Annotated in this window: 17 protein-coding genes and 1 riboswitch; of the genes, 11 read left to right on the top strand and 6 right to left on the bottom strand. The window is 60.1% G+C overall.

The window, feature by feature from the left end:
- The first annotated feature begins 137 nt into the window (after positions 1 to 137).
- From msbA to hldE, 4 genes are all read left to right on the top strand, one after another.
- Positions 138 to 1,943 carry a lipid A export permease/ATP-binding protein MsbA gene (msbA, locus tag AC1RKH_RS05960; protein ID WP_493062081.1) on the top strand — a complete coding sequence of 602 codons (1,806 nt, stop codon included), beginning with the start codon at positions 138 to 140 and terminating at the stop codon, positions 1,941 to 1,943.
- Positions 1,944 to 2,127: 184 nt separating this feature from the next.
- Positions 2,128 to 2,832, top strand: a complete 705-nt coding sequence (locus AC1RKH_RS05955) for a sulfotransferase family 2 domain-containing protein (protein WP_493062082.1) — start codon at positions 2,128 to 2,130, stop codon at positions 2,830 to 2,832.
- Positions 2,825 to 3,436 (top strand): adenylyl-sulfate kinase, encoded by a 612-nt coding sequence (gene cysC / locus AC1RKH_RS05950; RefSeq protein ID WP_493062083.1) that lies wholly within the window; start codon positions 2,825 to 2,827, stop codon positions 3,434 to 3,436. Before AC1RKH_RS05955 ends, cysC begins: the two co-directional genes overlap by 8 nt.
- Positions 3,437 to 3,539: 103 nt before the next feature.
- The gene (gene hldE / locus AC1RKH_RS05945; RefSeq protein ID WP_493062084.1) at positions 3,540 to 4,961 is read left to right on the top strand and encodes a bifunctional D-glycero-beta-D-manno-heptose-7-phosphate kinase/D-glycero-beta-D-manno-heptose 1-phosphate adenylyltransferase HldE; all 1,422 of its coding nucleotides are present in this window, start codon (positions 3,540 to 3,542) and stop codon (positions 4,959 to 4,961) included.
- A 95-nt stretch (positions 4,962 to 5,056) separates the two neighbouring features.
- Here hldE and AC1RKH_RS05940 read toward each other — a convergent pair whose 3' ends face one another.
- From AC1RKH_RS05940 to AC1RKH_RS05925, 4 genes are all read right to left on the bottom strand, one after another.
- Positions 5,057 to 6,022: a metal ABC transporter ATPase gene (locus AC1RKH_RS05940; protein ID WP_493062085.1), complete on the bottom strand. Its 966-nt coding sequence runs from the start codon at positions 6,020 to 6,022 to the stop codon at positions 5,057 to 5,059.
- A gap of 43 nt (positions 6,023 to 6,065) precedes the next feature.
- A complete protein-coding gene (locus tag AC1RKH_RS05935; RefSeq protein WP_493062086.1) occupies positions 6,066 to 6,878 on the bottom strand; it encodes an aldo/keto reductase in 813 nt (270 codons plus the stop codon).
- Positions 6,875 to 8,050, bottom strand: a complete 1,176-nt coding sequence (locus AC1RKH_RS05930) for an NAD(P)/FAD-dependent oxidoreductase (RefSeq protein ID WP_493062087.1) — start codon at positions 8,048 to 8,050, stop codon at positions 6,875 to 6,877. The genes AC1RKH_RS05935 and AC1RKH_RS05930 overlap by 4 nt, the downstream gene beginning before the upstream one ends.
- 127 nt (positions 8,051 to 8,177) lie before the next feature.
- On the bottom strand, positions 8,178 to 8,510 hold the full coding sequence (locus AC1RKH_RS05925; protein WP_123423818.1) for a DMT family transporter: 333 nt from the start codon (positions 8,508 to 8,510) through the stop codon (positions 8,178 to 8,180).
- Positions 8,511 to 8,613: 103 nt separating this feature from the next.
- On the opposite strand from AC1RKH_RS05925, the gene AC1RKH_RS05920 reads away from it, so the two are divergent.
- The gene (locus AC1RKH_RS05920; protein WP_493062088.1) at positions 8,614 to 9,504 is read left to right on the top strand and encodes a LysR family transcriptional regulator; all 891 of its coding nucleotides are present in this window, start codon (positions 8,614 to 8,616) and stop codon (positions 9,502 to 9,504) included.
- A gap of 23 nt (positions 9,505 to 9,527) precedes the next feature.
- Complete coding sequence (gene waaA / locus AC1RKH_RS05915) at positions 9,528 to 10,805, top strand: lipid IV(A) 3-deoxy-D-manno-octulosonic acid transferase (RefSeq protein ID WP_493062089.1); 1,278 nt, start codon at positions 9,528 to 9,530, stop codon at positions 10,803 to 10,805.
- 90 nt (positions 10,806 to 10,895) lie between these two features.
- Here waaA and AC1RKH_RS05910 read toward each other — a convergent pair whose 3' ends face one another.
- Entirely contained in the window at positions 10,896 to 12,335 is a 1,440-nt protein-coding gene (locus AC1RKH_RS05910; protein ID WP_493062090.1) for a TolC family outer membrane protein, read from the bottom strand.
- A gap of 195 nt (positions 12,336 to 12,530) precedes the next feature.
- Positions 12,531 to 12,636, top strand: a riboswitch (TPP riboswitch).
- Positions 12,637 to 12,808: 172 nt separating this feature from the next.
- Here AC1RKH_RS05910 and thiC point away from each other — a divergent pair.
- Together thiC and cytX are read left to right on the top strand one after the other, a co-directional pair.
- Entirely contained in the window at positions 12,809 to 14,698 is a 1,890-nt protein-coding gene (thiC, locus tag AC1RKH_RS05905; protein ID WP_493062091.1) for a phosphomethylpyrimidine synthase ThiC, read from the top strand.
- Between the two features lie 188 nt (positions 14,699 to 14,886).
- On the top strand, positions 14,887 to 16,179 hold the full coding sequence (gene cytX / locus AC1RKH_RS05900; RefSeq protein ID WP_493062092.1) for a putative hydroxymethylpyrimidine transporter CytX: 1,293 nt from the start codon (positions 14,887 to 14,889) through the stop codon (positions 16,177 to 16,179).
- Here the strand turns inward: cytX and AC1RKH_RS05895 are convergent.
- Positions 16,148 to 16,894: an RsiV family protein gene (locus AC1RKH_RS05895; RefSeq protein ID WP_493062093.1), complete on the bottom strand. Its 747-nt coding sequence runs from the start codon at positions 16,892 to 16,894 to the stop codon at positions 16,148 to 16,150. The two genes, cytX and AC1RKH_RS05895, sit on opposite strands and share 32 nt — an antisense overlap.
- A 224-nt stretch (positions 16,895 to 17,118) precedes the next feature.
- Here AC1RKH_RS05895 and AC1RKH_RS05890 point away from each other — a divergent pair, with 224 nt between their 5' ends.
- The 3 genes from AC1RKH_RS05890 (at position 17,119) to cpdA (ending at position 19,105) form a co-directional block, all read left to right on the top strand.
- Positions 17,119 to 17,736, top strand: a complete 618-nt coding sequence (locus tag AC1RKH_RS05890; RefSeq protein WP_493062094.1) for an NUDIX domain-containing protein — start codon at positions 17,119 to 17,121, stop codon at positions 17,734 to 17,736.
- Positions 17,727 to 18,179, top strand: coding sequence for a DUF1249 domain-containing protein (locus AC1RKH_RS05885; protein WP_123423809.1), 453 nt, complete (start codon positions 17,727 to 17,729; stop codon positions 18,177 to 18,179). Before AC1RKH_RS05890 ends, AC1RKH_RS05885 begins: the two co-directional genes overlap by 10 nt.
- Before the next feature lie 110 nt (positions 18,180 to 18,289).
- A complete protein-coding gene (gene cpdA / locus AC1RKH_RS05880) occupies positions 18,290 to 19,105 on the top strand; it encodes a 3',5'-cyclic-AMP phosphodiesterase (protein WP_493062095.1) in 816 nt (271 codons plus the stop codon).
- The last annotated feature ends 56 nt before the right edge of the window (positions 19,106 to 19,161 follow it).

Here is a 19,161-nt window from a genome sequence, read left to right as displayed (position 1 = left end):
AGGGGCGGTAATACTAACGTATCTGTTTACCCTGGTCCTGAGGAATATTGCCACCGGGCCAGCGGTTCGAACGATCCCGCTGAGACCGGAAGAAGCTGTGATAAAGTCAGCATCCTTTTTTTGAAAACTCGCGTGATATGACCGACTCCAGTCTCTCCGCAAGCCCTTCGAGCTTGAAAATCTACTTCCGACTCCTCAGTTATGTGCGGCCTTATATCGGCCTGTTCACGCTGAGTATTATCGGCTTCCTGATTTTCGCGTCGACTCAGCCGATGCTTGGCTACGTGCTCAAGTATTTCGTCGATGGCCTGTCCAATCCCGAGGCCGTGCTGTTCCCCTCGATACCCTATTTGCGCGATCTGTCATTGATGCATGCCGTCCCTTTGCTGATCATTCTGATCGCCGCGTGGCAAGGCGCGGGTTCATACCTGGGCAACTTCTTCCTGGCCAAGGTTTCGTTGGGCCTGGTTCATGATTTGCGCGTGCAGCTGTTCAACAACCTGCTGGTGCTGCCGAATCGTTACTTCGATCAGCACAACTCCGGGCACCTGATTTCACGCATCACGTTCAACGTGACCATGGTCACGGGAGCGGCGACAGATGCGATCAAGGTCGTGTTCCGGGAGGGCATGACGGTTGTGTTCCTGTTTGTCTCGCTGCTGATCATGAACTGGCGCCTGACGCTGGTGATGGTTGCCATTTTGCCGCTGATTGCGTTCATGGTGAGTCGCGCCAGCTCCAAGTTCCGCAAGCAGAGCAAGAAGATCCAGGTGGCGATGGGCGACGTGACCCATGTGGCCTCCGAGACTATTCAGGGGTATCGCGTGGTCCGCAGCTTCGGCGGTGAAATCTACGAGCGCGACCGTTTCAAGCGCGCGAGCCAGAGCAACACCGACAAGCAGCTGCGCATGACCCGCACCAGCGCCATTTATACGCCGATGCTGCAGCTGGTGATCTACACCGCCATGGCGGTGCTGATGTTCCTGGTGTTGGCCCTGCGCGGTGATGCGTCGGCAGGCGACATGGTCGCGTACATCACCCTTGCCGGCTTGCTGCCTAAACCGATCCGGCAGCTTTCGGAAGTCAGTTCGACGATCCAGAAGGGTGTTGCCGGTGCCGAGAGCATTTTCGAGCAATTGGATGTGGAGCCGGAAGTCGACAGAGGCAGTATTGAGCGTGACTCCGTTACGGGTCGACTCGACGTGCGTCACCTCAGCTTCACCTATCCGGGTACCGATCGTCAGGTGCTCGATGACATCAGCTTTTCTGTCGAGCCCGGGCAAATGGTTGCCCTGGTTGGCCGTTCAGGGAGTGGCAAGTCGACCCTGGCCAATCTGATTCCGCGTTTCTATCACCACGATAAAGGCGAGATTCTTCTCGATGGGATTGAAGTCGAGGAGTACAAACTGCTGAACCTGCGTCGGCATATCGCTCAAGTGACCCAGCATGTCACCTTGTTCAGTGACACGGTGACCAACAACATTGCCTATGGCGACCTCGCTGGTGCTCCCCGTGAAGATGTCGAGAAAGCAGCGAAGGACGCTTATGCCATGGACTTCATTGCGCAGTTGCCTCAAGGCCTGGACACCCAGGTTGGCGAGAACGGTGTGCTGTTGTCCGGTGGCCAGCGTCAGCGTCTTGCGATTGCCCGGGCGCTGTTGAAAAACGCCCCGCTGTTGATTCTCGACGAAGCGACGTCGGCGCTTGATACCGAGTCCGAGCGGCATATTCAGGCTGCCCTGGATCAGGTGATGAAAGGCCGTACGACACTGGTGATCGCCCACCGCTTGTCGACCATTGAGAAGGCTGACCTGATCCTGGTCATGGATCAGGGGCAGATAGTCGAGCGCGGTACTCATTCCGAGCTCCTGGCAAAGAATGGCTATTACGCTCGATTGAATGCCATGGGCCTCGATGAGCCCGTACCGCAAGGTATCGTCTGATATCCACTTCAGGGTGAGCATGGCTCACCCTGAAACCGCCTCGGCGTGCAATGCGCTCAAGGCGTTTGTGTCCAGATCCTGACATTCTTGACTATGTCTAAATAAATTCCCGCATCTCACTTGTTATGGTTCGAGCAAGAATCATTGACTTCGAGGTGGCTATCCGCCTCGCGTGGGGATCGGAATGCTGCAACGCTTTTTATGGAAGTTGTTACCCAAACAGCAGCGAGCGTTCCTGTTGGGACGTTTGTCGATCAGGGATCGGCAAGTCGTGAACAAGGCGCTGTCGGGCAATGTGCACTTCCCTCAGGCTTTCCAGCAGCGCTCCTGCGTGTTCATTCACATCCCCAAGTGTGCCGGGAGCAGCGTTTGCTCTGCACTATTCGACGGCTGGATGCCTGGGCATTTGCCGTTGTACTGGTACGAACAGCAATTTCCCGAGCAGTTTTCCCGCAGTTTCAAATTCACCTTCGTTCGTGACCCTTTGGAGCGGGCCTATTCGGCCTATGCTTTCCTGCGTGGCAACGAACTGGGAGCGCGCGACCGCCAGGCTCAGGCGCTGGTCCGTCATTACCGTGACTTCGATGACTTCATCGGCCGCTGGCTGCATCCGGAGAATGTCCAGAAACAGCTGCATTTCGCTCCCCAGACCGACTTTATAGTCGACTCCTTGGGGCATATGGCGATGGATTTCGTGGGGTATCAGGAACACCTGGATCGTGACTTTCAAGTGCTTTGCGAGCAATTAGGGGTTGTCTCGTCATTACCCCATCTGAATGGCTCTCAGCATCGCCAATCGGCGCCCGCCCGTGACTTTTGTTCGGTACGCACTCGCCGTTTGGTGCGACGGGTCTACCAACGTGACTATGAGATGCTCGGCTATGAGTAAAGTGTCGTTTATCTGCGAACAACCTCCACAGATCCGCCCCTACACATTGTCGCTGTCGATAACCGCCCGGGCCGCGCTCAAGAATCAACAGCCGTGCTGTGTCTGGCTGACAGGGCTCTCCGGTGCCGGCAAGTCGACCCTGGCCAATGCCCTTGAGTTGCAACTCAATGAACAGGGGCGTCACACCTTTGTGCTCGATGGTGACAACCTGCGTAATGGTTTGTGTAATGACCTGGGCATGGGGGCTGCGGCGCGCAAGGAAAACATCCGACGCATTGCCGAGGTGGCACGGTTGATGGTCGATGCGGGGCTAATTGTGATTGTCTCGGCAATCTCGCCGTTTCAAGCAGATCGTGCCTCGGCCAGAGCCTTGTTCCGTGCGGACGAGTTTCTTGAGGTGTATGTCAGCACACCGTTCGACATCTGCGCCCGGCGCGACCCCAAGGGCTTGTATCAAGCCGCGCTGCAAGGGCGAATCAAGGACTTCACCGGTCTTGACAGCCCTTATGAAGCACCGCAGCAGGCAGACTGCGAAATCAACACCGACGAGGTCGAACTGGCCGATGCCGTGCAGCATCTTCTGGCCGCTTTGGTTAAAAAATGAACAATGTGGCCGTGTGATACACGCCCGGTGAAGCTGGCGGACTAGGCAGCGCCCACCCTGTGCTAATATCGCGCCCCTGTTCATTTTGTATGTGGGTTGCTCCATGAAGTTGTCCATGCCGCGATTCGATCAAGCCCCTGTCTTGGTGGTCGGCGATGTCATGCTCGACCGTTACTGGCATGGTGGTACCTCACGGATTTCTCCTGAGGCACCGGTACCGGTGGTCAAGGTCGAGCAAATCGAAGACCGCCCGGGCGGTGCTGCCAACGTTGCCTTGAACATTGCCGCGCTCGGCGCGCCGGCGTCCCTGGTCGGTGTGACCGGTGATGACGAGGCCGCCGACAGCCTGACCAATAGCCTTAAAGGCGCCGGCGTGCGTGCGTTGTTTCAGCGCATCGCGCATCAGCCGACCATCGTCAAGCTGCGGGTCATGAGTCGTCACCAGCAATTGCTGCGTATCGACTTCGAAGAACCTTTTGCCACAGACGCGCTAGCGCTCGGTGCTGAAGTCGACGGTCTGCTCGAAGGCATCAAGGTGCTGGTGTTGTCTGACTACGGCAAAGGCGCGTTGAAGAACCACCAGGTGCTGATCCAGGCCGCACGTGCCCGTGGCATTCCGGTGCTGGCCGATCCCAAAGGCAAGGATTTCTCGATTTATCGCGGTGCCAGCCTGATCACCCCGAACCTCAGCGAATTTGAAACCATCGTTGGCGGTTGCGTCGATGAGCACGATTTGGTGAACAAGGGCGCGCAATTGATGCACGACCTTGATCTCGGTGCCTTGCTGGTGACTCGTGGCGAGCACGGGATGACTTTGCTGCGTCCCGATCATCCGGCGTTGCATTTACCAGCACGGGCCCGTGAAGTGTTCGACGTGACCGGTGCCGGTGACACGGTGATTTCTACCCTGGCGGCGGCGATCGCTGCTGGCGAAGAACTGCCGCACGCGGTGGCCCTGGCCAACCTGGCCGCCGGCATCGTGGTCGGCAAACTGGGTACGGCGGCCATCAGCGCTCCGGAACTGCGTCGCGCGATTCAGCGTGAAGAGGGCTCCGAACGTGGTGTCCTGGGACTTGAACAACTGTTGCTGGCAGTCGATGACGCGCGTGCGCACAAAGAGAAAATCGTCTTCACCAACGGCTGCTTCGACATCCTTCACGCGGGGCACGTGACCTACCTCGAGCAGGCGCGGGCCCAGGGCGATCGTTTGATCGTCGCGGTAAACGACGATGCGTCGGTGAGCCGCTTGAAAGGTCCAGGGCGGCCGATCAACAGCGTTGACCGGCGCATGGCGGTACTGGCGGGTCTGGGCGCGGTGGACTGGGTGATCAGTTTCCCTGAAGGCACTCCGGAAAACCTTCTGACGCAGGTCAAACCGGACGTGTTGGTCAAGGGTGGCGATTACGGGATCGACCAGGTGGTCGGCGCCGACATCGTGAGCGCTTATGGCGGAACAGTGAAAGTGCTGGGGCTGGTGGAAAACAGCTCGACCACCGCCATCGTCGAGAAGATTCGCAAGACCTGAGTGATTGGGTAATGCCAAAGATCAAAAGATCGCAGCCTGCGGCAGCTCCTACGAGGTAATGGGTAGGAGTTGGCGTAGCCTGCGATCTTTTGCGTTTAGCTGCGGGCCTTGGCCGGAACCATCTTGCGCAGAATCTGTTTGGCCTTGCCGGTCAATCGGCTGAAACCCGATGCCTTGCCCGGTTGGCTCAAGCCCTGCTGTCTGAGCCAGTCCTTCCAGCGAATTCGCTCGTCACGCACCAGCCAGCCTTCCTGCCGGGCAAAACTTTCTGCCAGGTACAGTCCGCGAGTGCTCGCCGGGTAGAGCTGATCTTTTTTCAGGGTGTAGAGCTCGGGTAGCGGCTGGCCATCCTCAAGAGGCATCAGGTACAGGTCGGGGCGCTTGCGATCCAGTCGTGCGACCAGTTGATCTCCCTCCAGACGTTCATCGACATGGAACAGACTCAGGGATTTGGCTTCCTTGGGCACGTCCAGGCGCAAATCGTAGATCAACTGCAGCGAAGCCGTGGGCAAATGCACGTAGGCCCGTGGTCGCTCGATCAACTGCAGGTTGGCGCAACGCACCGGGCGTGCAGCGCCAGACAGCGGCGTCAGGCGAAACGGCAGGGCTTCGCGGTAATGCAGCGCGGTGGCGTAAGGCGCGGGCAGCCAGGTGTCATTGAAGCGTCCGCCGAGCCAGCCTTCCGGAGTTTCCAGCAGGCATTCTTCGGCAATCTCCTGAATGGCCGTGTGTAACGGCAGGTTCAGTTCATGGGCCGGCACATAACCCGAGATCAGTTTGAGCACCACGTCGCCACGGTCCTGACGGCGCTGGCGGACCAGCACCCAGTAATCGCGATTCTGCCAGTGCAGAGTCAGGCGGACCGAGACGCCGAGGTTGGCCAGCTCCAGCGAGAAATGCTCTGGATTGGCCACCGTGACCGGGCGCCGACGTTGCAGGGTCTGGGAGAAATTCAGCGGCCTGCCGACACTCTGATAACTCAGGCCTTCGGGAGTCGCTTCGACGTATAACGGCAGGGTCTTGAAGTTGCTGGGGTTCTTTCTTATGAGCGTTCGCGGCATGTCGGCTCCTTCTTGCGTCGGGGTCGGCCGCCTTGGCGGCTGTTCAACGACTACGTAGGACTTGAGCAACAGTCGCCACATTGTGGGCGAGGTGCAGCGGATTAATGGTCCCGACAATAGCACTGGCGACACCGGGTTGCGCGAACAACAACTCGAAGCTGGCGCGTACCGGGTCTACACCCGGGCTTAGGCAGACGTGACCGCTGGCCAGAGCCTTCTTCACCAGGATCGCTTTGCCGTGGGCAGCAGCGTAGTCGATGACTGGCCGCTCGGCCTGCTCGTTGAGATTGTAGGTGACCATGGCGCAATCGCCTTGTTCCAGAGCCTTCAAACCACCATCGACAGTTTTGCCGGAAAACCCGAAGCCGCGAATCTTGCCTTCGCGCTTAAGCTCGGCGAGCGTCTGGTAGACCTCGCACTCGTTGAGGATCGCCAGATCGTTGCCGTCCGAATGCACCAGCACCAGATCAATAAAGTCGGTTTCCAGACGTTGCAGGCTGCGTTCGACGGAAAAGCGCGTGTGTGCAGCGCTGAAGTCGTGGCGGGACTGGCCATCGGCGAATTCCTCACCGACCTTGCTGACAATCACCCAATCCTGACGCTGACCGCGCAGCAGCGGGCCGAGGCGTTCTTCGCTGCGGCCATAGGCGGGGGCGGTATCGATCAGGTTGATGCCCAGGTCGCGGGTCAGCTTGAGCAGCCTGCGCGCTTCATCATCGTCCGGGATCTGGAAGCCGTTGGGGTATTTCACCCCTTGGTCGCGACCGAGTTTCACCGTGCCCAGGCCCAGCGGCGAAACCAGCAGGCCAGTACTGCCCAGCGGGCGATGCAGGTTGTGCAGGGTGGCTTGGCTCATGGCAGCAGTTGCTCCCAGGCCGGCACGCCCATCGGTGGTTTTGGCAGCGTCGGCAACGGGGCCGGGTGGCTTGGCTGGATGCCGTCGCGTTGCAGCGACGCCATTACCCGGTCAGCGAAGTCCGGTGCCAGTGCCAGTTTGGTCGGCCAGCCCACCAGCAGACGGTCCTGCTCGGCGAGGAAGGCGTTGTCCGGGCGGCTCAGGCCTGATTGCAGTGGCTCGGCGCGCTCGACCCGCAAGGTCGCCCATTGCGCCTGACTGAGGTCGACCCACGGCAACAGGTTGCCGAGTTCTTTCTGCGCGGCGGCGATTTGTGCGGCGGGTTCGCGAGCCACGCCTTCGGCTTCGGCGATATCTCCGCCCACGTACCAGATCCATTGACCATCGGCGGCCGGGTGAGTGGTGACGGTGATGCGTGGCTTTGGTCCGCCGCCCAGGCAGTGGGCATACAGCGGTTTGAGGCTCGGGCCTTTGACGATGATCATGTGCAGCGGTCGACGCTGCATGGCCGGCTGGCTCAGGCCAAGGGCGCTGAGCAAGTCGGCATTGCCGGCACCGGCGCTAAGGACGATGCGCTGTGCACGGATCTCACGCTCGTCGACTCGCAGGCCGACCAGTTCAGCGTTTTCCAGCAGTGGCTCGATCTTCTGTCCCGCCAGCAAGCCGTCACCGGCCAGCTCGGCCAGACGCCCGATCAGGCTCGGCACATCGACCACCAGTTCTGCCAGGCGATAGACCTTGCCCTTGAAGCGTTTGTCTTGCAGGGCCGGCGGCAGTTGCTCGCCTTTGACCTGATCGACCCGGCCGCGCACCGCTTTACTGGCGAAGAAGCTGGTGAGGTTGCCAGCGAGAGTGCCGGGGGACCACAGGTAGTGGGATTCAGACAGCAGGCGCACACCGGACAGGTCCAGTTCGCCGTCACCGGCCAACGCAGCACGCCAACGTCGCGGCATGTCGGCAATCGCTTCCGAGGCGCCGGTCAGCGCGCCGTGCAGCGCGTATTTAGCGCCGCCGTGGATGATCCCCTGGGACTTCACGCTCTGTCCGCCGCCGAGGCTGGCGCTTTCCACCAGTACGGTTGAAAAACCCTGGCGACGCAGGCGTGCGTTCAGCCAGAGGCCGGCGACACCAGCGCCGACAATCAGCACGTCGGTGGAAATAACAGATGGCATGCAGCGACCTCAGAGTTCAGGACTAGAGGCGCAGTATACAGCCTAGCGGCAAGCTTCAAGCCTCAAGCTGCAAGAGGACTGGTGTTGCTCTTTCTTGCCGCTTGTAGCTTGAGGCTTGAAGCTGCTCTTAGTGCCCCGCGGTTTTCGAGAACAACTGGATGACCACCACACCCAGCACGATCAGCGCCATGCCAAGCATGGCCGGGATGTCGAGTTTCTGGTCGTAGAGGAACAGCGCCGCGATGCTGACCATCACGATGCCCATGCCGGCCCAGACCGCGTAGGTAACGCCAACCGGAATGGTGCGTACTACCAGGGTCAGCATCCAGAACGCGATGCCATAACCGACAGTGATCAACAGCAGCGGAATTGGCGTGCTCAGGCCCTTGACCGCTTTCATCGATACGGTGGCGATCACTTCGGCGCAGATGGCGATAGCCAGGTAGTAGTAAGCGTTCATGGGGCGTTCCTCGTGTTTGGACCTACTTGATAAGGTCGGCATTCTAGAGACTCTGGAGATGGGGTAAAGTCATTACCTATCTGATTTGAAGATGGGTTGAGCCATGAGTGTGCAATGGAGTCTGGAGCAGATGCGTTTGTTCGTCAGTGTCGCCGAGCAACGTTCGTTTTCGGCGGTAGCGCGGGACCAACGTAAGGCACAGTCGGCGGTCAGTAGTTCAATTGCGCTGCTTGAAGCCGACCTTGGCGTGAACCTGTTTGATCGCAGTAGCGGTCGCCAGCCACGCCTGACCGAAGCCGGCAGCGCATTGCTCGAAGAGGCGCGGGAAGTGTTGCGCCAGTGCGAGCGACTCAATGGTCGAGCGCTGGCGTTGATGCGCGGTCAGGAGGCGCGGTTGCGTCTGGCGCAGGATGAGGCCATGCCGTATCAGCCAGTGCTCGACAGCCTCGAAGCATTGGCCGAGCAATTTCCCAGTCTGGAAGTGCAACTGGCCAGTGCCGCCCAAGGCGATGTGGCGCGCAAATTGGTGGAGCGCCAGGCGGATCTGGGCTTGCTGTTTTATCACGAACAGATCCCCGAAGCCCTGGAGCGTCGGGTGTTGGGCAGTGTCGAGATGGTCACGGTATGCGGCGTGGGGCATCCGCTGGCGGTGGGAGGCCAGGTGGATTGCCAGCAATTGGCACAGTTTCGGCAACTGCTGATGGCTACCCAGTCCAGCGTCTACCCCGGCAGTGAACAAGCCAGCCCGCAAGTTTGGCGGGCCGACAGTTTTTATGTCCTGGCTGAGTGGCTGATGCGCGGACTGGGCTGGGCCTGGCTGCCACGGCATGTGGTGCAGTACCCGGCGTATCACGGGCAGATGGTCGAGCTGGTCAGCGAATGGACCCCGCCAGCCCTGGTGGTGGAGCTGGTCTGGCGACGTGATGAACCGCTGGGGCCGGCCGCGCGTTGGTTGGCGGAACGTTTTGCCGTGCACTTGCAGGCGATCGGCTAAAAAAGCCGATAAACTCCGCCGCCATGAATAGAACTCTCTACACCGCGCTGTTTTACCTGGGGCTGCCACTGGTAGCGATTCGGCTGTGGTTGCGCTCGCGCAAGGCGCCGGCGTATGCCAAGCGTATTGGTGAGCGCTTCTCCATCGGCTTACCGGTGATGAAGCCCGGTGGCATCTGGGTGCACGCGGTGTCGGTTGGCGAAAGCATTGCCGCTGCACCGATGATTCGGGCGTTGCTCGAACGTTATCCACAGCTGCCGATCACTGTGACCTGCATGACCCCGACCGGCTCCGAGCGGATTCACGCGATGTTCGCCCATGAGCCGCGCATCCAGCACTGCTATCTGCCTTACGATTTGCCCTGTGCGGCAGCGCGCTTCCTCGACAGGGTCCAGCCGAAACTGGCGGTGATCATGGAAACCGAGTTGTGGCCCAACCACATCCATCAGTGCGCCAAACGCGGGATTCCGGTAGCGCTGGCCAATGCCCGGCTCTCGGAGCGTTCGGCCAAAGGCTACGGCCGATTCGGTAAATTGACCCAGCCGATGCTCGCCGAGATGAGTTTGTTCGCGGTGCAGACCGAGGCCGAAGCCGAGCGTTTTCGGCAGTTGGGGGCGCGTGCGGAAACGGTCGAAGTGACCGGCTCGATCAAGTTCGATTTGAGCATCGACCCAAAACTGCTACAGCGCGCCGCCGAGTTGCGTCGGCAATGGCAAGCGGTCGAGCGCCCGGTGTGGATCGCCGCGAGCACCCATGAAGGCGAAGACGAAGTGGTGCTGGCGGCCCATCGACAATTGCTCGCCAGCCATCCGGATGCGCTGCTGATTCTGGTGCCGCGTCACCCCGAGCGCTTCAACCCGGTGTTCGAGCTCTGCCAGCAGCAGGGTTTCAACACGATCCGCCGTTCGACTGGCGAAGCGGTCAGCGCCAACACCTCAGTGTTGCTTGGCGACACCATGGGCGAGTTGCTGTTTCTCTACGCCTTGGCTGACAGCGCGTTTGTCGGCGGCAGCCTGGTGCCTAACGGCGGGCATAACCTGCTGGAGCCGGCGGCGCTGGCCAAACCGGTGTTGAGCGGGCCGCACCTGTTCAACTTCCTTGAGATCGCCACGCTGATGCGCGATGCCAAGGCATTGCAGGAAGTGGATGACGCCCAAGGGTTGGCGCTGGCGGTGCAGCGGTTGTTCGAGTTGCCACGCGATGCGCAGCGAATGGCAGAGGCGGGGCTTACGGTGATGCGCGCCAATCAGGGCGCCTTGCAGCGATTGCTGGATGGGTTGGGGCGGTTGATCAACCGTTAAACCGAGTCGTCTTCATTCGCGAGCAAGCCCGCTCCCACAGGTCCGCATAAACCCTGTGGGAGCGGGCTTGCTCGCGAATGCCGTTTGATTTTACTGACCCGGATTAGCCTTCAGCTGTTCCGCTGCAGCCTTGGCCAGGTCCGGCGGCAGGAAGTCCTTGTCCGGGTTGTAGTCGGCCTTGAGATAACGCTTCAGGTCCTGCAAGTCGCCCGGGCTGAGGGTGCCGGCAGCCTGCTTCAGGCGCAGGTTGTCGAGAATGTAGTCGTAGCGGCTGTTGTTGTAGTTGCGCACCGAGGTGTACAGCTGACGCTGGGCGTCGAGCACGTCGACGATATTGCGCGTACCCACCTGATAACCGATTTCCGTGGCGTCCACCGCGCTCTGGTTCGAGATGATCGACTGGCGGCGCGCCTGCACCTGCTCGACATCGCTGTTCACTGCACGGTGCAGGTTGCGGGTGTTTTCCACCACTTGCCGACGCAGCGCTTCGCGTTGCTGTTCGCTTTGGTCCAGGCGCGAGTACGACTCGCGAACCTGCGAGCTGGTCAGCCCGCCGCTGTAGATCGGAATGTTCAGTTGCAGGCCGACCGTGCTCTGCGAGACGGTGCCGCCGTACGGTTGACCAAAGGCACTTGGATTGCTGAAACCCAGCGCATCGTTGTCACCGGTCTTGTACTGCGCCACGGCGTCGAGGGTCGGTGCGTGACCGGCCTTGCGCTGCTTGAGCGTTTCTTCGGCGGCGCTGACCGCGTAGTTGCTGGCCAGCAGGTTGAGGTTCTGTTTGGCGGCGGTGTCGACCCAGGCCTTGGCGTCGTTCGGCGCTGGCGGCAGGACCGGTAAGGTGTGGACGATGCCCTGGATCGAGTTGTACTGACGGTTGGTCAGGGTGATCAGCGCTTCGAACGCATCATCCACCTGGCGCTGGGCGAGGATCCGGTTGGCGCGCGCGGTGTCATAACTGGCTTGCGATTGCAGCACGTCGGTCTTGTCCGAGAGGCCCACATCGAAACGCTCATTGGACTGATCGAGCTGGCGCTTGAACGCCGCTTCCTCGGCCTTGGTCGAGGCGAGGTTGTCCTGACTGCGCAGCACGTTGAAGTAGGTTTCGGCGCTTTGCAGGATCAGGTTCTGCTCGGTCGCCGAGAGTTGCAGCGCCGCTTGCTCGTTGACATCCTTCGCCGCCTGGAACTGGAACCAGCGATCGGCGCGGAACAACGGCTGGGCCAGTGTCGCTTGATAGAAGTGGGCACTGCGGTTGGCAATGGCTGACGGCTGATCGATTTTCGTCCGCACATCGGCGACTTCGGCACCCCCCGAGAGGTTCGGCAGCAGGCCGGCGCGGGCCTGGGGCACGACTTCCTTTTGCGCGCCATATTGAGCGCGGGCGGCGGCCAGGTCGGCGTTGTTGTCGACGGCTTCCTGGTAGACGCTGACCAGATCGGTCTTGGTCGATAAGGGCGCTTCTGCTGCCCAGGCCATTCCATTGGACGCACAAGACACGGCGAGAGCCAGTGAGAGTTTGCGCAGCATGAGCGATCCCTAAAATTTATATTACGATAATAATCTGAGCGCCAAGGCTACGGCGCGCGCTTTACAGCGTCAAGGCGCAGCATGGCGTAGCGAGTGTAGATGCGCCGGCTTGCGGCAACAATCCTGTAATTACGCCATTCATCACGCTGTTTGCACCGGTGTTGGCGTTCTTTACCAGTTGTGTCTAGACTGGCCGGGTTCTTGTCGGGGTGCCTTGCTATGAGGCTGAGATCGAATAATTTCGGATCCCGTTGAACCTGATCAGGTTTATGCCTGCGTAGGGAACAAGATTTCTCGTCACCCGGCGAGTCCTCTTGTGCTTCGTCCGGGATGTTGTTCGACAATCGAACAGCTCTCGTGCACTCAGCACAGCACTCATCCAGTTGGAGTTTTCACTGGTGGGCTGCGTCCATTCGTTACAGGTTCGCTCCGACAAAAAATCCACTGCCTGGATGAAGTCTGGAGAGCCCGTGATGACTACAAAATCAAAAAATGCAATCAATCTGAGTGACTCGGCCAAGGTCGATCAGCAATCGGTTCAGCCGTTTACCCGCTCGCAGAAAATTTATGTCCAGGGCACTCGCCCGGACATCCTCGTGCCGATGCGCGAAATCAGCCTCGACGTGACGCCAACCGACTTCGGCGGTGAGATCAACGCGCCGGTCGTGGTCTACGATACTTCGGGTCCGTACACCGACCCTAACGTGATCATCGATGTGCGCAAAGGCCTGGGCGATGTGCGTTCGCCGTGGATCGAAGCCCGTGGTGACACCGAGCGTCTGGCCGGCTTGAGCTCGAACTTCGGCCAGGAACGCCTGGCCGATGCGGAGCTGACCAAGCTGCGTTTCGCTCACGTGAACAACCCGCGCCGCGCCAAGCCGGGCGCCAACGTCAGCCAGATGCACTATGCCCGCAAAGGCATCATCACCGCCGAGATGGAATACGTCGCCATCCGCGAAAACATGAAGCTCGAAGTGGCCCGTGCCGCAGGTCTTCTGGATCAGCAACACGCCGGCCACAGCTTTGGCGCCAGCGTGCCGAAAATCATCACCCCGGAGTTCGTTCGTGAGGAGATCGCTCGCGGTCGCGCGATCATTCCGGCGAACATCAACCACACCGAACTGGAACCGATGATCATCGGCCGTAACTTCCTGGTGAAGATCAACGGCAACATCGGCAACAGCGCGCTGGGTTCGTCCATCGAAGAAGAAGTGGCGAAACTGACCTGGGGCATTCGCTGGGGTTCGGACACGGTCATGGACCTGTCTACCGGCAAGCACATTCATGAAACCCGCGAGTGGATCATCCGCAACTCGCCGGTGCCGATCGGTACGGTGCCGATCTATCAGGCTCTGGAAAAAGTCGGCGGCGCTGCCGAAGACCTGACTTGGGAGCTGTTCCGCGACACGTTGATCGAGCAGGCGGAGCAGGGCGTCGACTACTTCACCATCCACGCCGGTGTGTTGCTGCGCTACGTGCCGCTGACCGCCAAACGCGTGACCGGTATCGTGTCCCGTGGCGGCTCGATCATGGCCAAGTGGTGTCTGGCGCACCACAAAGAGAACTTCCTCTACACTCATTTCGAAGACATCTGCGAAATCATGAAGGCCTACGACGTCAGCTTCTCGCTGGGCGATGGCCTGCGTCCGGGCTCGATTGCCGACGCCAACGACGAAGCGCAATTCGGTGAGCTGGAAACCCTCGGCGAGCTGACCAAAATTGCCTGGAAGCACGATGTGCAGTGCATGATCGAAGGCCCCGGCCACGTGCCGATGCAGTTGATCAAAGAGAACATGGACAAGCAGCTCGAGTGCTGCGACGAGGCGCCGTTCTACACCCTCGGCCCGCTGACCACCGACATTGCACCGGGTTACGACCACATCACCTCGGGCATCGGTGCGGCGATGATCGGCTGGTTCGGTTGCGCCATGCTGTGCTACGTCACGCCGAAGGAACACTTGGGCCTGCCGAACAAGGATGACGTGAAGACCGGGATCATCACCTACAAGATCGCCGCCCACGCGGCTGACCTGGCCAAGGGGCATCCGGGCGCGCAGATCCGCGACAACGCCTTGAGCAAGGCGCGTTTTGAGTTCCGCTGGGAAGACCAGTTCAACCTCGGTCTGGATCCGGACACCGCGCGTTCGTACCACGATGAAACGCTGCCAAAGGACTCGGCCAAGGTCGCGCATTTCTGCTCGATGTGCGGACCGAAATTCTGCTCGATGAAAATCACCCAGGAAGTCCGTGAGTATGCGGCCAACCAGCGGATCGAAACCGTCGATGCCGAAGTCGCCCAAGGCCTGGCCGAACAGGCCGCGCGCTTCAAGCAGGAAGGCAGTCAGCTGTACAAGAAGGTTTGATCTGACCCGGGATTGACGGCGTCTGTGCTGCCGTCTTCGCGAGCAAGCCCGCTCCCACATTAGGTCTCAGTCGTACACAAATTTTGTGTTCACATGAGATCAAGTGTGGGAGCGGGCTTGCTCGCGAAGGGGCCAGACTAAGCACGGAAAATACCAATGACACACTTTATCCCTCTGAGATAACACCCTTGAGCATTCAACCCAGTACCTATTCCCCCGACCACGCCGTGCCTCTGGCCCAGCGTGTCTTCGGTGCCCGCGATCTGTTCTCCCTGTGGTTCTCCCTCGGCATCGGTCTGATGGTCTTGCAGACGGGCGCCTTGCTTGCGCCGGGGCTGGGTCTGTCGGGCTCGTTGCTGGCGATTTTCCTTGGCACCCTGGTCGGCGTTCTGCTGCTGGCGTGTGTCGGGGTGATCGGCAGCGATACCGGCCTGTCAGCCATGGCCGCGCTGAAACTCAGCCTCGGCAGTCGCGGCGCGAGCCTGCCGGCGCTGCTGAACCTGCTGCAACTGATCGGTTGGGGCTCGTTCGAAATCATCGTCATGCGCGACGCGGCCAGCCTGCTTGGCACCCGTGCGTTCAGCGACGGCAGCCTGATGGCCAGCCCATTGTTCTGGACGCTGGTGTTTGGCGCCCTGGCGACCTTGCTCGCTGTCAGCGGTCCGCTGACTTTTGTCCGTAAGATCCTGCGCAAGTGGGGCATCTGGTTGCTGTTGGCGGCGTGCCTCTGGCTGACCTGGAACCTCTTCGCCAAAGCCGATCTGGCTGCGCTGTGGGCGCAGGCCGGTGACGGTTCGATGCCGTTCGCCGTGGGGTTTGATATCGCCATCGCGATGCCACTGTCGTGGCTGCCACTGATTGCCGACTACTCGCGTTTCGGCAAGCGTGCGAAAAGCGTATTCGGCGGCACGGCGCTGGGCTTCTTCATTGGTAACTTCTGGCTGATGAGCCTGGGCGTTGCCTACACCCTGGCGTTCGCCCCGAGTGGTGAAGTCAATGCCTTGCTGTTGGCGCTGGCCGGTGCCGGTTTGGGCATTCCGCTGTTGCTGATTCTGCTCGATGAGTCGGAAAACGCTTTCGCCGACATTCACTCGGCGGCGGTGTCCAGCGGGATTCTGTTGCGCATGAAAGTCGAACACCTGGCTTTGGCCATCGGTGTGGTCTGCACCTTGATCGCGTGCCTGGCGCCACTGGCCCAGTACCAGAACTTCCTGCTGTTGATCGGCTCGGTGTTCGCGCCGCTGTTTGGCGTGGTGCTGGTGGATCACTTCATCCTGCGCAAGCGCAGCGCTCAGGTTGCGTCAGCCGCTTTGCGCTGGCCGGCATTGCTTGCCTGGTTGGGCGGAGTGAGCACCTATCACTTGCTGGCGAATCTGTATCCGGAGGTCGGCGCAACCCTGCCATCGCTGGTGTTGGCAGGGCTGCTGCAACTGCTGCTGGGTCGGGTCTTCAGCTACGCTCAGGCACCAGCTCGGGCTTGATCTGACCCTTGAGGCGGGCGTAGGGGATGGTCATCTCGATGAGGCCACTCGAATACGGCGCGATGGTCGCCACGTTGTACTTGAGAACCACCCCGGCGCTGGTCAACGCCACGTTCGGGGTTTTCAGGAAGGGCCAGCTTTTGACGAAGTCCGGATCCCGATCCATCTGCGAATTGATCAGCCAGCTATTGTGCGCGACTTGCGCGGTCTTCCAGAACGCCACTTCCTGCCCCGGCAAGAGCATGTCACTCAGGCTCAGCTCTTTTTGCAGCTGGCGCGAGTAGTTGATGAAACCCCGTCCCGGTGTGCCATTGGCCGCGCCCGTGTCCAGATAGCTGGACACTTCAATGATCACCAGTCCGTCATGCTGCTCACGTACCTTGGCTTGCAGGTAGACGCTGTTGCGCTCGCCCGACTCATGCAGGAACTGTTCGCGGTAGGCGTTGAGCGAGGGCGGCAGCGCTGCGCCTGCTGAGGTGCGGGTCATTTGCAGCAGGCGCTGTTCGACGATCCGGTCCAGTTGCGGGTCGGTCGGAAAATGCACTGTATCGATATTCACCAGCGGGCAGTCGGGGCCGTCGCAACCCGGCTTGACCTGCTCGGACGCATCGCGAGTGGATGTCACCTGTGCCCGATAGCTGGGTTGGAACAGGCTTTGGCAGGCGCCGAGCGTGAGGGCAATGCAGGCCACGGAGGCGATTTTCAACAGCGACATGGGCGTCCTTCATGAATCAGTGAAAGGCAAAAGTTACCGGCTTCGACTGCCAGCGTGGCGGTCGGTTCGCCACTAAGCTCAATAGTATCAATTAGAGTAGGTTTGCCCCCCTGCCGTCCATCCCGGCAACTGCAAAGAGGCTGCATCAACCGCAGTGAGCACGTTAGGATGGCGCGAAGCCTGAGGGGGAACCTCGGACGGATTGACAGTAAACGAGGATTGTTATGACTGATTTTGCCAATGCCACCCCGACCATCGTAGACATCGTGCGCAGCGAAAACTGCTACAGGGGTTTCTACAAGCTTGATCGCGTGCACCTGCGCCATGAGCTGTTTGCCGGTGGTATGAGTCGCGAGATCAGTCGCGAGTTGTTCGTGCGGCATGATGCTGTATGCGTGTTGCCTTACGATCCGCAGCGCGACGAAGTGGTATTGATCGAGCAATTTCGCGTCGGTGCATTGGGCAAGACTGAGAACCCGTGGCTGATCGAACTGGTCGCTGGTCTGATCGATAAAGACGAAATACCGGAAGAAGTTGCTCACCGCGAAGCGCAGGAGGAAGCTGGACTGGTATTCACTGCTCTGTGGCCGATGCTCAATTATTTTCCATCGCCCGGTGGCAGTACCGAATATGTGCACTTGTATCTGGGGCGGTGTAACAGTGCCGGGGCCGGCGGCCTGCATGGGCTGGTGGAGGAAGCAGAAGATATTCGCGTCACGGTTTGGGACTTTGAAGATGCCCTGCAAGCCGTACGTGATGGACGGATTTCCAACGCGGCAAGCATTATTGCCTTGCAATGGCTGGCTTTGAACCGCGTTGAAGTGAGGGGGCTATGGTCGTAAACAAACAGCGCGATCGTTATCGGGTCGACCTCGTGGGTCTGCAAAGCTCGTGCGAGGCCAACTACGCCCGTCTGATGCGCCTGTTGCCGGAGATGCGCAACCAGCCAACTGCCCGGCGCATAGCAATGACCCAGGGCGAGCAAATGCTGGGTGTGCTGATGCTGGAAGTGCTGCAAGCGTGTCCGTACACCACGACCCTGCGAGTGCGCCAGGAGCACAGCCTGCCGTGGCTGCCGGTGCCGCAGCTGGAAGTCCAGGTCTACCACGACGCGCGCATGGCCGAAGTCATCAGTGCCGAACATGCGCGGCGCTTTCGCGGTATCTATCCTTACCCGAATGCGTTGATGCACCAGCCAGACGAAAAAGCCCAGCTCAATGTATTCCTTGGCGAATGGCTGAGTCATTGCCTGGCCTGCGGGCATGAGTTCGAGGTCGTGCGCTAGCGATGCATTAGTTGTGAACTGCGTCCGGTTCACGGGTTTCCTCTTTTCAATTTCCCCCAGCATAATTGCGCCATTCATCCATATTCGTGATCACGCCTTGGGAGAACGCCTTGCCGAGCGTATCCACTCTGACCGCCAACGACCCCGTTCTGCTGGTGCAGCTGACTGACAGTCATCTGTTCGCCGAGGCGGATGGGACGTTGCTGGGCATGAAAACCCGCGACAGCCTGCAAAAGGTTATCGAGTTGGTGCTGGCGCAGCAGCCGCATATCGACCTGATGATCGCCAGCGGTGACCTGTCCCAGGACGGCACACTCGAGTCGTATCAGCAGTTTCGTGAAATGACCCGGCAGATCGATGCGCCCGCGCGCTGGATTCCGGGTAACCACGATGAGCCGCAGATCATGGCCCAGGCGGCGGTCCAGAGTCAGCTGCTTACGCCTGTGGTGGACATTGGTAACTGGCGGGTCACATTGCTGGATTCGGCGGTGCCCGGCTCGGTGCCGGGGTATTTGCAGGATGATCAGTTGCAATTGCTCGCCCGCGCCCTGAGCGAAGCGCCGGAGCGCCATCATCTGGTGTGCTTCCACCATCATCCGGTGTCCATTGGTTGTGCCTGGATGGAACCGATTGGCCTGCGCAACCCGGAAGCCTTGTTTGCCGTGCTCGATCGTTTTCCACAGGTTCGGGCGGTGCTCTGGGGCCACGTGCATCAGGAAATCGATCAATTACGCAACGGCGTGCGGCTGCTTGCTTCGCCGTCGACCTGCATCCAGTTCGAGCCTGGCAGCGTGGATTTCAAGGTCGATACCCTGGCGCCAGGCTATCGCTGGCTGCGGTTACTGCCGGACGGACGGCTGGAAACCGGGGTCGAGCGTGTGACCGGGTTCGAGTTTCAGGTCGATTACGGTTCCAACGGCTACTGAAAATTTTGTGGCTCAGGAAAACCGAGTCGCGGCCATCGCGAGCAGGCTCGCTCCCA

It is taken from the genome of Pseudomonas sp. GW822-FHT06B12 (genome assembly GCF_058799675.1).
The sequence above is the reverse complement of the archived record's forward strand: the minus strand, read 5'-3'. Positions and strand labels throughout refer to the sequence as shown.

Excerpts from the sequence above, each read along its gene's own strand:
- msbA (WP_493062081.1), top strand. The coding sequence starts at position 138 with ATGACCGACTCCAGTCTCTCCGCAAGCCCTTCGAGCTTGAAAATCTAC.
- AC1RKH_RS05955 (WP_493062082.1), top strand. The coding sequence starts at position 2,128 with ATGCTGCAACGCTTTTTATGGAAGTTGTTACCCAAACAGCAGCGAGCG.
- cysC (WP_493062083.1), top strand. The coding sequence starts at position 2,825 with ATGAGTAAAGTGTCGTTTATCTGCGAACAACCTCCACAGATCCGCCCC.
- hldE (WP_493062084.1), top strand. The coding sequence starts at position 3,540 with ATGAAGTTGTCCATGCCGCGATTCGATCAAGCCCCTGTCTTGGTGGTC.
- AC1RKH_RS05940 (WP_493062085.1), bottom strand. The coding sequence starts at position 6,022 with ATGCCGCGAACGCTCATAAGAAAGAACCCCAGCAACTTCAAGACCCTG.
- AC1RKH_RS05935 (WP_493062086.1), bottom strand. The coding sequence starts at position 6,878 with ATGAGCCAAGCCACCCTGCACAACCTGCATCGCCCGCTGGGCAGTACT.
- AC1RKH_RS05930 (WP_493062087.1), bottom strand. The coding sequence starts at position 8,050 with ATGCCATCTGTTATTTCCACCGACGTGCTGATTGTCGGCGCTGGTGTC.
- AC1RKH_RS05925 (WP_123423818.1), bottom strand. The coding sequence starts at position 8,510 with ATGAACGCTTACTACTACCTGGCTATCGCCATCTGCGCCGAAGTGATC.
- AC1RKH_RS05920 (WP_493062088.1), top strand. The coding sequence starts at position 8,614 with ATGAGTGTGCAATGGAGTCTGGAGCAGATGCGTTTGTTCGTCAGTGTC.
- waaA (WP_493062089.1), top strand. The coding sequence starts at position 9,528 with ATGAATAGAACTCTCTACACCGCGCTGTTTTACCTGGGGCTGCCACTG.
- AC1RKH_RS05910 (WP_493062090.1), bottom strand. The coding sequence starts at position 12,335 with ATGCTGCGCAAACTCTCACTGGCTCTCGCCGTGTCTTGTGCGTCCAAT.
- thiC (WP_493062091.1), top strand. The coding sequence starts at position 12,809 with ATGACTACAAAATCAAAAAATGCAATCAATCTGAGTGACTCGGCCAAG.
- AC1RKH_RS05895 (WP_493062093.1), bottom strand. The coding sequence starts at position 16,894 with ATGTCGCTGTTGAAAATCGCCTCCGTGGCCTGCATTGCCCTCACGCTC.
- AC1RKH_RS05890 (WP_493062094.1), top strand. The coding sequence starts at position 17,119 with ATGACTGATTTTGCCAATGCCACCCCGACCATCGTAGACATCGTGCGC.
- AC1RKH_RS05885 (WP_123423809.1), top strand. The coding sequence starts at position 17,727 with ATGGTCGTAAACAAACAGCGCGATCGTTATCGGGTCGACCTCGTGGGT.